Below are 13,316 nucleotides of genomic sequence, written 5' to 3' on the forward strand. Positions count from 1 at the left end.
CTCCTCACGGATGAACGCAAGCCGTACCATGAGAGCCATGACAGAGGGCTGGACTGTCGAGCCTGTGCTGCCGTCCGCGCCGGGGGCGGAGCAGTACCTCGCTCTCGACTTCGTCAACAGCGCCATCGCGCTACCCGGTGGGCAGTTCATCGATCTCCTCGGTACTCCCGAGGCGACGAATCACTGGCTCACAGAACGCGGCCTCGCTCCGGCCGGTGCCGGAGTGCAGGAGATGTGCGCGACCCAGCTACGCTCGCTGCGCGAACACGTCAGGGCATTGCTCGCCGCCCACGTCGCCGGGCTTCCCCCCTTGCCCGCAGCTCTATCCGCCGTTAATGACGCACTGAGCAGGGCTCCCACGGCCGCTCTGCTGCTGTGGAACGACAAAGAAGGCCCCTACCGAGCGGCACCGTGCCCCACCAACGAGGTTCTCGAGCACGCCCTAGCGGCCCTCGCGGCCAGTACGGCCGACCTCCTCACCGGCCCCCACTCCGGCTGCCTGACCGCCTGCGACTCCACTCCCTGCAATCGCTACCTGCTGCGCCGCGGCCGCCGCCACTGGTGCTCTACCCGCTGCGGCGACCGCGCCCGCGCCGCCCGCGCCTACGCCCGACGCACCCAGTCGAAGGCCGACTGACAAACGCCTCCCCGGGCTGGTTACCCCAAGCCGGTGGCTATCCTCGGGGCTACGTGTGCAGCCGGGCGTCGTCGACCACTCCCTCGACCATGTCAGCCCCTCGTAGAACGCCGCGTACTGCGCCGGTCGTCCCCGCTGGGGCGGGACCGGTTCGTTCCAGGTCGCTTTTGGCCCCCGGCGGGCTCCATTCCGATCTGCTCACGCAACTCGGCGTCAACCAGTCCCGGTCACCTACCTGACCGCCGCGCTGCGCGGCGTGCTCCAGGCGCTGCTGCTGCGCCGGCGCCGGCCGGAGACGTACGTCCGGATCGGGCTGGGCGCGGAGAGCGCGGCGGCGGTCGTGGCGCCCGCGCCGGGCGACGTGGCCGGGGCGGGCGAGCCCGGGGCGGGCGAGCCCGGCACGGCGGTGCGGCGGTGACCGGGTGGCCGAGGTGGCCGTGCGGCGGTTGGGGCCGGCGGAGACGGCGCTGATGGCCGGGCGGATCGCGGAGGCGTTCCTGGTGCTCGACGCGACCCGGTGGCTGGTGCCCGACGACGCCCGGCGGCGGGCCGTGCTGGCGCGCGACTTCGAGATCGTGGTCGACCACGCGATGCGGCACGGCCTGGTCCACGCCACCGAGGACCAGGCCGCCTGGGGCAGGGCCGGCCGAACCGGGCCGCCGGGGTCGGGTGGCCCGGCGGCCCGGGTGGCCGGACACGACGGTGGCCGGGCCCGCCGACCCGGCCACCGTCCACCACCGGCGTCAGTAGGTGCCGTCGAGCTGCCCACGCAGCTTGGTCAGCGCCCGAGCCAGCAGCCGGGAAACGTGCATCTGGGAGACGCCGATCTGCTCGGCGATCTGCGACTGGGTCAGGTTGCCGTAGAAGCGCAGGGTGAGGATCTTCTGCTCGCGCTCGTCGAGGGTGGCGAGCGCCGGGCCGAGGGCCACCCGCAGCTCGGCCAGCTCGAACTCGCCGTCCTCGCCGCCGAGCATGTCGCCCAGTTCGGTGGCGCGGTCGCCGTCGCCGGTCGGGGTGGACAGCGACACCGCGTTGTAGGCGCGGGCGCCCTCCAGGCCCTCCAGCACCTCTTCCTCGGTGATCTTCAGGTGGGCGGCGATGTCGGCGACCGTCGGCGAGCGGCCGAGGGTCTGCAGCAGCGTGCTGTTCGCGTCGGAGATGGCCAGCCGCAGCTCCTGCAGGCGGCGCGGCACCCGGATGTCCCAGGTGCGGTCGCGGAAGTGCCGCTTGAGCTCGCCGATGATGGTGGGGATCGCGTAGCCGGCGAAGTCGACGCCACGGGACGGGTCGAACTTGTCGATGGCCTTGATGAGGCCGACGGCGGCGGTCTGCGCCAGGTCGTCGGTGGGCTCGCCGCGCCCGCTGTAGCGGTGGGCGAGGTGGTTGGCCAGCGGCAGCCAGGCCTCGATAGCCCGGTCGCGCAGCGCGGCGCGCGACGGGTGGTTGGCGGGCAGTGCGGCCATCGCGTTCAGCAGGTCGGCGGCGCTGTCGGTGAGCGCTCGCGGGTCGAGCTTCTCGGTCGTCGGTGCGCTCGTCGCCTGCTCGCTGATCGTTGGCGCGGTCATGGGTGGTCCTCCCTGCACCTCGTCCGCGGATATGAGACGTGACGCTTTGGTTTAGCTTCAGATGGGCCGTTCGCGACTCACCTTAGCCTGATCGGCTTGGCCAAAGCTAGCCGAAAGTACGATGTACTTAAGTTATTTTCCGTCATCAAGGGCGCGAAGCGGACAGAATCAGGAGTGATTGTGAGGGTGATTACCGGTTCGGACGGCCCACGCGCCGCCGCCCGGACATCCGCCACCCGTGACCGCCCGGCCCACCCGGAACCCGCCGACCGGGCATCCGGGAATCCGACAGGTCGGCAGGATTGTCGACTTTCTGCCCTTGTCCCATCGACGGGACCGGCCTAGCGTCGCCTGTACATCGTCCGGTTCGGAGGCGTCGTGCTCGATCCAGCCGCTCCCCAGCTCGTGGTGAACAGCCGTACGCTCTACTTCAGCTGGCTGCCGGCCGATCCGGACGCGGTCGCCGCGTTGCTGCCGCCGGGGCTGCGCGCGCAGCCGGACCGGCAGGTCTTCATGAACCAGTACGTGGTCGAGGACGACAGCCAGACCTCCGGCTTCGGGGCGTACTCGCTGACCTACCTCGGCGTGTCACTGAGCGGGGTGGACGCCCCCGGCGGCGAGAACGCCGGCGGCTGGTGGACCCACTACGTCACCTCCAGCCGCCGGGTGCGCGAGTACGCGGTCGCCCGGGGCGCCCCGACCTCGCTCGGCCGGACCACCATCGAGGTGCACGGCGGCCGCCTGGTCGCCGAGACGGAGATCGACGGGGTGCCGGTGATCCGGGCCCGCTGCCAGGTGGGGGAGACCGGCAGCGTGATCAGCAGCGGGCACCACCGTTACCTCACCGCCCGCGACGGCCAACTGCTCAGCTCGGTGTACCCGTACGTCGCCGAGCCGGTCACCCCGTTCCTGATCGAGTCGGTGGAGTTCCTCGAACCCGGGCACTCCACCTACGCGCTCCGCCCGGCGAACCCGCTCACCATCGGCTTCGGCTTCTACGCGCCGCGCGCCTCGTTCGCCTATCCCGGCGGCTTCACCGTCCACCCGGGCGGTCACGCCGGGCCGGTCGGCGTACCGGCGGAGCGGGTGAAGCCGCAGCGCGGCGGCGAGCGCACGCCGGCGGCTCACCAGGTGCCGGCCCGCCGCGCCCGCAGCGGCCTGCCGTCCGGGTCGTAGACCAGCCGGTACGCGGGCAGCGCCCAGGCGCGGGTGTACCAGCGCAGCCGCTCCGGGCGGTGCGGGCGCAGCCGGCCCGGCGGGCGGGGGCCCACCCGGCCGCCGTCGTACCACCGCTGGAGTGCCTCGGCGGCGGCGGTGATCGCGGCGACCGCGTCGGCCGGGTCGAGCAGGTCGGCGTCCTCGCCGCCGTCCGGGTCGCGGTCCAGGTGCTCACGCCACAGCCGCAACCGCAGCTCGCGGGCGAAGAACCGGGCCCCGTCGCCCCGCCCGGCCGGGTCGGTCGGGGCCCGCTCGTCGCGCGTCTCGTCGAGCACCGCGCAGGACAGCTCGCTGTCGTGCGTCCAGGACCGGCGGTTGAAGTTGTCGCTGCCCACGCTGGCCCAGACGTCGTCGACCACGCAGACCTTGGCGTGCACGTACACCGGCACGCCGGCGTGGTTCTCCACGTCGAAGACGTGCACCCGGTCCGGGGCGGCCCGCTCGCACAGCGACAGCGCCTGCTCCCGACCGACCGTGTTCGGCGGCAGCGCCAGCCGGCCGTCCACATCGGGGTACCGCGGCACCACCGCCACCAGGTGCAGGTCCGGGTTGTCGCGCAGCGCCCCGGCGAACAGCTCGGCCACCTCGCGCGACCAGAGGTACTGGTCCTCCAGGTAGATCAGCCGGCGGGCGCGGTGGACCGCCTTGGTGTAGCCGCGGGCCACCGTCCGCTCCCCGTCCGGGGCGAACGAGTACCGGGGCCGCACGGCGGGGTAGGTGCGCAGCACCTGGATGTGGTGCGGGCCACGCGGCGGAGGGTCGGCCGGCTGCTCGGGCAGCGGGTCGGGGCGCAGGTCCGCCCCGCGCAGCCGGTCCCGCAGGTAGGCCATCGGGTTCTCCGAGTCCAGCGGCATCGGGTCGGTCCACCGCTCGCGGAACACCCGGTCCAGCGCCCCGACCGCCGGGCCGCGGACCGCGAGCTGCACGTCGTGCCAGGGCGGCCGGTCGCCGTAGCGGGCCGACATCCGTACCGCCTGCGGGTCGCCGCGGTGCGCCAGGTCGTCCCGCCGGCTGTGGCACAGGTCGATCCCGCCGGCGAACGCCACGTCCCGCTCGGGCGCGCCGGGGTGCCGGAGCACCACCAGCTTCTGGTGGTGTGACCCGCCCCGGCGGACCCGCTGGTCCAGCAGCACCTCGCCGCCGGCCGCGGAGATCGCCTCGCTGAGGTTGCGGTTCTCCTCCTCGCTGTACGCCAGCGCGTCGAGGTGGGACCGCCAGATCAGCCCCTTCACGACCACCCCGCGCTGGGCGGCCCCGGCGAACAGCTGGGCCACGGTCGGGCCGTCCGGGCGCAGCCGCTGGTCGGGGTCGCCCCGCCAGTCGGTGAAGAAGAGGTGGTCGCCGGCGTCGAGCGCCTCCACCTCGTCGACCAGCCGGTCGAAGTACGCCGCGCCGTGAATCAACGGCTCGGCAAGGTTTCCACTGGTCCAGACGGGTAACTCAGACACCGGGTTGGCGCGTTCCGGCGCGGTGAGGAACCAGTCGCGCAGCGTCACCGCTCCAGCCCTCCCGAGGTCGACGACGTCCTCACGGTAGGACCCCCGCCGGAGGTCCGCACGCCGGCAGCGCGGTGCTGACCGGTGGCCGCCCCCGGCACACCGAGACGAAACGACGCGAAACCACCGAGGAGGCCCCACCATGCCCGGCGAGACGACGAACTCCGCGACCGAGTACCGCGAGCAGGCGGTGGAGAGCGAGCGGGGGGCGCTGGTGGCCGTGTTGGTGATGGTGATCCTCGGCGTCGCCGGCATATTCGCCGTGTCCTGATCCCGGGGGACCCCTCGACGGCGCTGAGCGCCCCGGCCTGGGCCGGGGCGCTCAGTCGAGCGGCGGGGTCAGGGCCGGGGGCCCTGGCCCCCGGTGTGCGGCAGCCGCTGCGCCGGGATGACGCCGAGCCGGCCGGCCTGGAAGTCCTCGACCGCCTGGATCAACTCGTCCCGGGTGTTCATCACGAACGGGCCGTAGTGCGCCACCGGCTCCCGGATCGGCTCGCCGCCCATGATGTAGAGCTCCAGCGCCGGGGTGTGGCTGTCCTGCCGGGCGTCCGCGGTGAACCGGAGCGCGTCGCCCGGCCCGTGCACGGCCAGTTGGCCGGTGTGCACCGGGCGGGCGTCCGTGCCGACCGTGCCGCGTCCGGCCAGCACGTAGACCAGGGCGTTGAAGTCCGGCCGCCAGGGCAGGTCGACCCGCGCCCCCGGCTCGACCGTCACGTGCGTGACGGCGATCGGGGTGTGCGTGGCGCCCGGCCCCCGGTGGCCGGCGATCTCGCCCGCGATCACCCGGATCAGCGCGCCGCCGTCGGGCGTGGTCAGCAGGGCGGCCTCCCGGCCGCGGATGTCCTGGTACTTGGGCGGGATCATCTTGGCCACCCGGGGCAGGTTGACCCAGAGCTGGGTGCCGTGGAACAGCCCGCCGCTGACCACCAGGTGCTCCGGCGGAGCCTCGATGTGCAGCAGCCCGCTGCCGGCGGTCATCCACTGGGTGTCGCCGTCGGTGATGGTGCCGCCGCCACCATGCGAGTCCTGGTGGTCGAAGACGCCGTCGATGATGTACGTCACCGTCTCGAAGCCGCGGTGCGGGTGCCACGGCGTGCCCTTCGGCTCGCCCGGGGCGTAGTCGACCTCGCCCATCTGGTCGAGGTGGATGAACGGGTCCAGCTCGCTCAGCGGCACCCCGGCGAAGGCCCGGCGGACCGGGAAGCCCTCGCCCTCGTAGCCGCTGGGCGCGGTGGTCAGCCGGCGGACCGGCCGGAAGGTGGTGGAGTCGTCGAGCCGGGGCAGGCGGGGCAGGACGAGCACGTTGTCGACGGTGATGGCGGGCATCGCGGGTCTCCTTAACTGTCGCTGTCGCCGGGAGTGGTCGACGCGTCGCGTCCGGCGCGCAGGCGCCGGCCGAGCCGATCGAAGACCCGGGTGAGGCAGGCGACCTCGGCGTCGTCGAGGTCGTCCATCAGGTGGGTGCGGACGGACTTCAGGTGGTGCGGGGCGGCCTCGCGCAGGGTGAGCAGCCCGGCGGCGGTGAGCACCGCCTCGCTGCCGCGCCGGTCGTCCGGACAGGGCTGCCGGGCCACCAGGCCGCGCTTCTGCATGGACGAGATCTGGTACGTCAGCCGGCTCGGCGAGAAGACCAGCCGGCTGGCCAGGTCGCCCATCCGCAGCCGCTGCCCCGGCGCCTCGGAGAGCAGCACCAGAACGTGGTAGTCGGCGAAGCTCAACTCGCTGTCGGCGCGCAGGTCGTCCTCCAGCTGGGTGAACAGCCGCTGGCTGGCCTCGATGTACGCCCGCCAGGCGGCGAGGCGGGTCTGGTCCAGGCTCTCGGTCACGCCACCAGAGTAGCACTCTTTCAAATTTTGACTAGTGCCCTCAGGTGGAAGGCAGTGGTGGGTCGATAGGTCGCGAAGACTCGGTAGTGCAGCTTTGAAGAACTGGCTCGGGAGGGCGCGGCGGGCCGGCCGTCCTCGCCGGCTGGGCCACCGGCCCCTGACCCGCCCGCTCGGCACGTTGCCCGCCGGTTCGACACACGGCGACGGCCCCGGGTTGTGTCCCGGGGCCGTCGGTGTCGTCCGTGGGGCTCAGGTGGCCGGTTGCTGGCGTCCCCCGGTCAGGTGCATCCGGCCCAGCAACTGCCGGGCCTGCTCGGCGAACTGGACGTCGACGATGACCGCGTACTGGCCCGCGCGCAGGGAACTGGCCGAGGTGAAGTCCCGCTGGCCGCCGGTCATCGCGTGCGCCACCGCGCCGAAGACCGCGCCCCAGATGGCCCCGATCACCAGCCCGACCAGGATCACCGCGAGCCAGTTGCCCACCGTGAAGATGCCGAAGAGCAGCCCGATGAACAGCCCGAACCAGGCCCCGGTGCCGGCGCCGACCAGCGCGGCCCGGCCGGTGGTCATCCGGCCCAGCACCGTCTCGACCAGGGTGAGGTTGGTGCCCACGATGGCGGTGTGCTCCACCGGGAACCGGTTGTCCGCCAGGTAGTCCACCACCCGCTGGGCGGACGGATAGTCCGGATACGAGCCGATCGTCACGGTGGGTGGGCCCGTCTCCGGCCCGTGTCCGTCGCCGCTGGGCGCCGCCAGCCGGCCCGCCGGCCCGGTGGGCAGGGTGTCACCGCCCGGCATCCCGGGACGCCAGGCCGAGGTCGGATTGGTCATGAGCGTCCTCCTTCGTCAGCCCGCTACGTTCCCCGCAGCCAGCGCCGGTAACGCCGACCCGGTCACGGAGTGCGGCGGGGGCCCGGACGCCGGGTCCGGTGAGCGGACCGGGTGCATCCGTTGTCGTTCCAGCGACAATGGATGCACCCGAAACGTGCGGACCAGCCGTCAGGGGGTGCCGGGGCGGGACCGGCCGTGCGGTACGGGCGGGGCCGGCCGGGCCCGGTGGCGGGCCCGGCCGGCGTGCGGCGAGCGGTCAGGAGCAGGCGGTGCCGTCGAGCGCGAAGCCGCCCGGCGCGGGCAGCGTGCCGCCGGAGTACGTGCCCTGGAAGCCGAGGGTGACGGTGCCGCCGGCGGGCAGGCTGGCGTTCCAGGCGGCGTTGCGGACGGTGAGCCGATCGCCGGACTGGCTCCACTCGCCGTTCCAGCCGTTGCTCAGCCGCACCCCGGTGCCGACGGTGAAGGTGAGCGTCCAGCCGGTTCGGGCGGCGCCGTGGTTGGTCAGCCGCAGCTCGGCGGTGAACCCGCCGGGCCAGGAGTTCGGCGTGTACGTCACGGCGCAGCCACCGGCCGGCGGGGTGGTCGGCGGGGTCGTGGTCGGGGGAGGGGTGCTCGGCGGCGTGGTGGTGGGTGGCGTGGTGGTGGGCGGTGCGGTGGTGGGTCCGGCGGCGATGGCCAGGTCGTACGCCCGCTGCGGCACGAACTGGCCGGCCGGGGCGATGCAGCCGTCGGCCTCGCCGGGCAGCTTCACCCAGAGGAACGCGTCGATCGCCGGGTCGCCGGTGGCGGTGGTGCTCGGCGTGCCGATCGCCCGGCCCGCCGGGTCGCACCACTCCGAGCCGGCCGGGCCGTTGCCGTTGCGGCTGGTGTCGATGACCGCCTTGAGCCGGGACACCCCGGTGGCCGCGATGACCGCCTTGGCGTACGCGACCTCGTCGGCGGTGCGGCGGTAGTTGGAGACGTTGAGCGAGATGCCGTCCGCGCTGTTGGCGATGTCCGCGCCGGTGAGTCGGGCGGCCGCCTCGCTGGGGGAGAGCCAGGCCGAGTGGCCGGTGTCGAAGTAGACCCGGGCGGCGGCCGAGGCGGCCTTGAGCCGCTTGCCGGCGTACGCCATCGAGGCCATCGTCTCGGCCTGCTGGGCGGCGGTCTGGCAGTTGGTCATCAGCGGCAGCACGTCCGGCTCCAGCACGATGGTGGCCGGGCGGCCGGCCAGCCCGGCCGCCACCTGGTCGACCCACTGCCGGTAGCTGGCGTGGTCCGGGGCGCCGCCGCCGCTCGCCCCGCTGCAGTCCCGGTTCGGGATGTTGTAGACCACCAGGATCGGCACCTTGCCGGCGGCGGCCGCCGCGCCGACCAGGGCGTCCACCTCGCCGCGCACGGTCGAGGTGTTGGTCCGGGTGAACCAGCGACCCTGTGGCACGTTCGCGATCCGGTCCCGGATCACCGCCGCGCGCGGGTCGCCCGGGTTGGCCGCGACCCAGGCCGCCGCGGCGGTGGCCGGGTCGACGTAGAAGGTCGAGTCGGCCGCGGACGCCGCCGGGGCCCGGAGGATGCCGACGGTGGCGGCGACGGTGAGCGCGGCGGCGGCCGCGGCGATCGCCGGTCTGCTTCTCATGTTCTCTCTCCCGAGGTAGATCGACGAGCGCCGCTGGAAGCGCTCCCATGGATGGTCGTCAACCTACGGGCTGATTGCCGCCGTGTGAAGACCCGGTTGCCCGCGCGCTCCCGGCGGGATCGCCGGCGAGCCGGGACAATGCGGTCATGCGCCTGGTCATCACCGCCGACACCCACGTGCCGAAGCGCGCGAAGGACCTCCCGACACCCCTCTGGGCGGCGATCGACGCCGCCGACGTGGTGCTGCACGCCGGCGACTGGGTGGACGAGGCGCTGCTGGACGCGATGCTGGCCCGGTCCCGCCGGCTGGTCGGGGTGTACGGCAACAACGACGGTCCGCCGCTGCGTGCCCGGCTGCCCGAGATCGCCCGGGTGGAGCTGGCCGGGCTGCGGGTGGCGGTGGTGCACGAGACCGGCCCGCGCGACCGGCGCGAACAGCGGTGCGCCGCCCGGTTCCCCGACTGCGACCTGCTGGTCTTCGGGCACTCGCACATCCCCTGGGACACCGTGGCCCCGGGCGGGCTGCGGCTGCTCAACCCGGGGTCGCCGACCGACCGCCGAGCCCAGCCGTACGCCACCTACCTGACCGCCCGGGTGGCGGCGGGGCGGCTCGACGAGGTCGAGCTGCACCGCCTGCCACCGCGGTGACGGCTCACCGGCCCCGGCCGGTCTCCGCCTGGAGTTCGTCGATCCGCTTCGAGGCCTCCGCCTTGGTCAACCCCTCCGGCACCTCCGCGTCGGCCTCCCGGGCCAGTGTGGACAGGTAGGACTCCTGGGCCGCGGTCGGCGGCTCCTCGCCGGTGACCCACTCGTCCGGGTCCTTGATCGCGCCCCGCGGGTCCGGCTGGTCGTTGCTGCGGTCCGTCATGATCTCCACCTTCCTTCGAACAGGCGTGCCAATACCCGGACCGGCGGCGATTCATGCGAGCGACCGCCCGGTTTCGCCGCCGGCCGCGACCCGCCGGCTTGACCCGCCGGGTGGGACCCGCCGAGCGTCGCCTGCCGGGGGAGGCCCGTCGGGCGCATACGATCACCGGGTGACGGCGGACCGGGCGCGGGTGGTGGTGGTCGGCGCCGGGATCGCCGGGGTGGCCTGCGCCGCTGAGCTGCACCGCGCCGGTGTCCCGGTCCAGATTCGGGAACGTGCCCGGGTGCCGGGCGGCCGGATGGCGAGCCGGCGCTTCGACGGCCGGCCGGCGGACACCGGCGCGGCGTACCTGACCGTCAGCGACCCCGACTTCGCCGCGGTGGTCGACCGGTGGCGGGCCGCCGGCCTGGTCCGGGAGTGGACCGACACCTTCGTGGCGTACGGCGCGGACGGTCGCCGGGAGGTGCCGGGCCCGATGCGCTGGGCCGCGCCGCGCGGGCTGCGGTCCCTGGTCGAACACCTGGCCCGCGAGCTGCCCGTGACGGTGGACCGGCTGGTGCTCGGCGTCGAACCGGGGCCGGTGGTGGACGGGACGCCCTGCGCCGCGGTGGCGCTGGCCATGCCCGGCCCGCAGGCCGCCCTGCTGCTCGACCCGGCGCTCACCGCGGCCACCCGGGCCACCCAGGCGCAGCGCTGGTCGCCGTCGCTCGCCGCGGTGCTGCGCTTCCCGGCGCGCCGGTGGCCCCGGTTCCGGGGCGCGTTCGTCAACGACCACCCGGTGCTCGGCCTGGTCTGCGACGACGGCGACCGGCGCGGCGACGACGCTCCGGTGCTGGTCGCGCACACCACACCCGGGTTCGCCGCCGGTCACCTGGCTCAGCCCACCGCCGCCGGCCCGGCCGTCGAGGAGGCCGTCCGAGACCTGCTCGGGCTGCCCGAGCCGGCGGAGCTGGTGCACGTGCACCGCTGGACGTACGCCAAGCCGACCGCCCGCCCGGCGGGGACGTACCACCTCGACGCCGACGGCGTCGGGCTGGCCGGGGACGCGTTCGGCCCGCCCCGGGTGCAGAGCGCCTGGCGGTCCGGCCGTGACCTGGGCCGGGCCCTGGTCGAGCGGCTCAGCTGAGCCCCGGCCCGGCGGGTCGCGGCCGGGTCAGGCCGGGGCGGTGTTCGCGACCGGCTCGGCCGCCCGCTCCCCCGGGTCTCCGGTGCGCTCGCCCGCCCGGTCCAGCAGCCGCATCACCGGGGTGGCCGCGACGCCGTGCACCACCACGGAGACGATCACCACCAGCCCGGTGGTCGCCCAGACCAGGTCGGCCTGCGGGAAGTCCGCCGCGGTGGTGGCGTACGCCAGGTAGAAGAGGGAGCCGACGCCGCGGATGCCGAACAGCGCGATCACCCAGTGCTCGGCCGGGCGGCCGGGCGCGCCGCGCAGCGACAGCCACCCCACCAGCGGCCGGACCAGGAAGACCAGGGCGAGCCCGACCGCGGCGGCCGGCCAGGTCAGCGGGGCCAGCAGGCCACCCACCACCGCGCCGCCGAAGAGCAGCAGCAGCAGTACGGTCAGCAGCCGCTCGACCTGCTCGGCGAAGTCGTGCAGCACGGAGTGGAACTCGTGGGTGCGCTCGGCGGCCCGGATCGCCCGGGCGGCCACGAACACCGCCAGGAAGCCGTACCCGCCGGCCAGTTCCACCAGCCCGTACGCCAGGAAGGTGGCGGCCAGCGCGAGGAAGCCCTCGGCGTGCCGGGCCAGCCGGAAGTGGCTGGGCGCCCGGAAGAAGAGCTTGCCCAGCAGCCAGCCGACCAGCCAGCCGCCGAGCACCCCGACCGCGACCTTGTAGAGCACGTCGACGGCGAGCCACCGGCCCAGCCAGTCGGCCGGGGCGAGGCCGGCGGCGGCGATGGCGATCGCCGCGTAGACGAACGGGAAGGCCAGGCCGTCGTTGAGCCCGGCCTCGGAGGTGAGCGCGAAGCGCACCTCGTCCTCGGAGTCCTCCACGTCGGTCGGCTCGCCGACCTGCACGTCCGAGGCGAGCACCGGGTCGGTGGGGGCGAGGGCCGCGCCGAGCAGCAGCGCGGTGGCCGGCACCAGGCCGGCCCACCACCAGCCGAGCAGGGCCACCGCCGCGATGCACAGCGGCATCGCGATCGCCAGCAGCCGCCAGGTCGACGACCACCGCCGCCAGCTCAGCGGCCGGTCGATCTTCAGGCCGGCGCCCATCAGCGCGACGATCACGCCGATCTCGGTGAGGTGGGTGGCGATCTCCTTGTGCAGCAGCGGGTCGGGGTCGGGCAGGCCGGTGGGGAGCAGGAAGACCAGCATGCCCAGCGCCAGGAACGCGATCGGCATGGAGAGCGGCCGGTGTTCCAGCGCCCGGGGCAACACCCCCGCCAGCAGCGCACCGACACCGACCACCGCGAACGCGACGTCCACCGGCTCCACGACCACCACCCTTCGCCGCGCCCGCGCTGCACGGGCAGGTGGTGTCAGTCCATGCCCCGCCGGGGGCGCCGGTATTCCTCCCCGCCGCGCCGGTACGGCGTGATGGTCACCTCCGGGCGAGCACGGGCGAGTCGGGCAGCGCCGCCAGCAGCGCCGCCGGGTCCTCGTAGACGGCGACCGCGCCGGCCCCGGCCAGCTCACCCCGGCTGGTGCCGCCGCAGGTCAGCCCCACGCACGGGATGTCCAGCTTGCCGGCAAAGGCGACGTCCCAGACCGAGTCGCCGACGAAGACCACCCGGGCGGCGTCCAGGCCGGACTGCTCCAGCGCGGCGACCAGGATGTCCGGCGCCGGCTTGCTCTGCCGGGCGTCCGCCGACGAGGTGACGGTGTCGATCACGTCGTCCGCGGCCAGCGCCCGGCGCAGGGCGCCCACCTCGTGTTCGGCGGCCGAGGTGGCGAGCACCACCCGCAGCCCGTGCTCGGCGCAGACGCGCAGCAGGTCGGCGGCGCGCGGCAGCGGCTGGAGCCGCTCCCAGTACTCGCCGTACAGGGTGTCGTGGGCGTCGCGCAGCCGGCCGTCGGCGTCCCGGTCGCGTTCCGGGCCGAGCAGGTGGTCGAGCAGCTTGTCCGAGCCCATCCCGATGGCCCGGTGGATGGTCGCCATCGGCACCGGCCGGTCGTCCTGGCGCAGCGCCTCCCACCAGCTCACGGTGTGCAGGTAGGTGGTGTCGACCAGGGTGCCGTCGACGTCGAAGAGGACACCGGCGGGGTTGTCGGTAGGCATGAGTCGCCTCCTACCCTCTCCGGGCCCGGCCGAC

At 74.3% G+C, this 13,316-nt stretch carries 14 protein-coding genes and 2 pseudogenes; 7 read left to right on the forward strand and 9 right to left on the reverse strand.

Features of this window, described 5'->3' with window-relative positions:
* Window positions 1-28: 28 nt before the first annotated feature.
* The 3 genes and pseudogenes from Q3W71_RS30430 to Q3W71_RS30440 form a co-directional block, all read left to right on the forward strand.
* Entirely contained in the window at window positions 29-637 is a 609-nt protein-coding gene (locus Q3W71_RS30430; protein WP_302922950.1) for an ABATE domain-containing protein, read from the forward strand.
* Window positions 638-857: 220 nt separating this feature from the next.
* A pseudogene (locus Q3W71_RS30435) lies at window positions 858-1,055 on the forward strand (hypothetical protein); the annotation flags it as partial.
* Between the two features lie 4 nt (window positions 1,056-1,059).
* Window positions 1,060-1,245: pseudogene (locus Q3W71_RS30440) on the forward strand (N-acetyltransferase); the annotation flags it as partial.
* A 135-nt stretch (window positions 1,246-1,380) separates the two neighbouring features.
* Here the strand turns inward: Q3W71_RS30440 and Q3W71_RS30445 are convergent.
* Complete coding sequence (locus Q3W71_RS30445) at window positions 1,381-2,202, reverse strand: SigB/SigF/SigG family RNA polymerase sigma factor (protein WP_088994961.1); 822 nt, start codon at window positions 2,200-2,202, stop codon at window positions 1,381-1,383.
* 378 nt (window positions 2,203-2,580) lie between these two features.
* Between Q3W71_RS30445 and Q3W71_RS30450 the strand changes: the two genes are divergently transcribed.
* Entirely contained in the window at window positions 2,581-3,378 is a 798-nt protein-coding gene (locus Q3W71_RS30450) for a hypothetical protein (protein ID WP_302922917.1), read from the forward strand.
* Here Q3W71_RS30450 and Q3W71_RS30455 read toward each other — a convergent pair.
* The gene (locus Q3W71_RS30455; protein ID WP_302922918.1) at window positions 3,327-4,916 is read right to left on the reverse strand and encodes a phospholipase D-like domain-containing protein; all 1,590 of its coding nucleotides are present in this window, start codon (window positions 4,914-4,916) and stop codon (window positions 3,327-3,329) included. The two genes, Q3W71_RS30450 and Q3W71_RS30455, sit on opposite strands and share 52 nt — an antisense overlap.
* A 142-nt stretch (window positions 4,917-5,058) precedes the next feature.
* Here Q3W71_RS30455 and Q3W71_RS30460 point away from each other — a divergent pair, with 142 nt between their 5' ends.
* Window positions 5,059-5,187, forward strand: a complete 129-nt coding sequence (locus Q3W71_RS30460; protein WP_302922919.1) for a hypothetical protein — start codon at window positions 5,059-5,061, stop codon at window positions 5,185-5,187.
* A 68-nt stretch (window positions 5,188-5,255) separates the two neighbouring features.
* Here the strand turns inward: Q3W71_RS30460 and Q3W71_RS30465 are convergent, their stop codons facing one another.
* From Q3W71_RS30465 to Q3W71_RS30480, 4 genes are all read right to left on the reverse strand, one after another.
* Window positions 5,256-6,242 carry a pirin family protein gene (locus tag Q3W71_RS30465; protein WP_302922920.1) on the reverse strand — a complete coding sequence of 329 codons (987 nt, stop codon included), beginning with the start codon at window positions 6,240-6,242 and terminating at the stop codon, window positions 5,256-5,258.
* A gap of 11 nt (window positions 6,243-6,253) precedes the next feature.
* Window positions 6,254-6,742: a MarR family winged helix-turn-helix transcriptional regulator gene (locus Q3W71_RS30470; RefSeq protein ID WP_302922921.1), complete on the reverse strand. Its 489-nt coding sequence runs from the start codon at window positions 6,740-6,742 to the stop codon at window positions 6,254-6,256.
* A gap of 249 nt (window positions 6,743-6,991) precedes the next feature.
* A complete protein-coding gene (locus Q3W71_RS30475) occupies window positions 6,992-7,573 on the reverse strand; it encodes a general stress protein (protein ID WP_302922922.1) in 582 nt (193 codons plus the stop codon).
* Between the two features lie 256 nt (window positions 7,574-7,829).
* Window positions 7,830-9,188, reverse strand: a complete 1,359-nt coding sequence (locus Q3W71_RS30480; RefSeq protein WP_302922923.1) for a glycoside hydrolase family 6 protein — start codon at window positions 9,186-9,188, stop codon at window positions 7,830-7,832.
* A gap of 146 nt (window positions 9,189-9,334) precedes the next feature.
* Here Q3W71_RS30480 and Q3W71_RS30485 point away from each other — a divergent pair, with 146 nt between their 5' ends.
* Complete coding sequence (locus tag Q3W71_RS30485; RefSeq protein WP_302922924.1) at window positions 9,335-9,835, forward strand: metallophosphoesterase; 501 nt, start codon at window positions 9,335-9,337, stop codon at window positions 9,833-9,835.
* A 4-nt stretch (window positions 9,836-9,839) separates the two neighbouring features.
* Here Q3W71_RS30485 and Q3W71_RS30490 read toward each other — a convergent pair whose 3' ends face one another.
* The gene (locus Q3W71_RS30490; RefSeq protein ID WP_302922925.1) at window positions 9,840-10,055 is read right to left on the reverse strand and encodes a DUF3072 domain-containing protein; all 216 of its coding nucleotides are present in this window, start codon (window positions 10,053-10,055) and stop codon (window positions 9,840-9,842) included.
* Between the two features lie 190 nt (window positions 10,056-10,245).
* Between Q3W71_RS30490 and Q3W71_RS30495 the strand changes: the two genes are divergently transcribed.
* Window positions 10,246-11,181, forward strand: coding sequence for an NAD(P)/FAD-dependent oxidoreductase (locus tag Q3W71_RS30495; RefSeq protein ID WP_302922951.1), 936 nt, complete (start codon window positions 10,246-10,248; stop codon window positions 11,179-11,181).
* 27 nt (window positions 11,182-11,208) lie between these two features.
* On the opposite strand, the gene Q3W71_RS30500 is transcribed toward Q3W71_RS30495, so the two are convergent.
* Both Q3W71_RS30500 and Q3W71_RS30505 read right to left on the reverse strand, forming a co-directional pair.
* Window positions 11,209-12,498: a sodium:proton antiporter gene (locus Q3W71_RS30500; protein WP_302922926.1), complete on the reverse strand. Its 1,290-nt coding sequence runs from the start codon at window positions 12,496-12,498 to the stop codon at window positions 11,209-11,211.
* A 106-nt stretch (window positions 12,499-12,604) separates the two neighbouring features.
* On the reverse strand, window positions 12,605-13,282 hold the full coding sequence (locus Q3W71_RS30505) for an HAD family hydrolase (protein WP_302922927.1): 678 nt from the start codon (window positions 13,280-13,282) through the stop codon (window positions 12,605-12,607).
* Between the last annotated feature and the right edge of the window lie 34 nt (window positions 13,283-13,316).

Origin of the sequence: Micromonospora sp. C28SCA-DRY-2 (assembly GCF_030519475.1) — a bacterium.
Classification (GTDB): domain Bacteria; phylum Actinomycetota; class Actinomycetes; order Mycobacteriales; family Micromonosporaceae; genus Micromonospora.

Excerpts from the sequence above, each read along its gene's own strand:
- Q3W71_RS30430 (WP_302922950.1), top strand. The coding sequence starts at position 29 with ATGAGAGCCATGACAGAGGGCTGGACTGTCGAGCCTGTGCTGCCGTCC.
- Q3W71_RS30445 (WP_088994961.1), bottom strand. The coding sequence starts at position 2,202 with ATGACCGCGCCAACGATCAGCGAGCAGGCGACGAGCGCACCGACGACC.
- Q3W71_RS30460 (WP_302922919.1), top strand. The coding sequence starts at position 5,059 with ATGCCCGGCGAGACGACGAACTCCGCGACCGAGTACCGCGAGCAGGCG.
- Q3W71_RS30465 (WP_302922920.1), bottom strand. The coding sequence starts at position 6,242 with ATGCCCGCCATCACCGTCGACAACGTGCTCGTCCTGCCCCGCCTGCCC.
- Q3W71_RS30475 (WP_302922922.1), bottom strand. The coding sequence starts at position 7,573 with ATGACCAATCCGACCTCGGCCTGGCGTCCCGGGATGCCGGGCGGTGAC.
- Q3W71_RS30480 (WP_302922923.1), bottom strand. The coding sequence starts at position 9,188 with ATGAGAAGCAGACCGGCGATCGCCGCGGCCGCCGCCGCGCTCACCGTC.
- Q3W71_RS30485 (WP_302922924.1), top strand. The coding sequence starts at position 9,335 with ATGCGCCTGGTCATCACCGCCGACACCCACGTGCCGAAGCGCGCGAAG.
- Q3W71_RS30490 (WP_302922925.1), bottom strand. The coding sequence starts at position 10,055 with ATGACGGACCGCAGCAACGACCAGCCGGACCCGCGGGGCGCGATCAAG.
- Q3W71_RS30505 (WP_302922927.1), bottom strand. The coding sequence starts at position 13,282 with ATGCCTACCGACAACCCCGCCGGTGTCCTCTTCGACGTCGACGGCACC.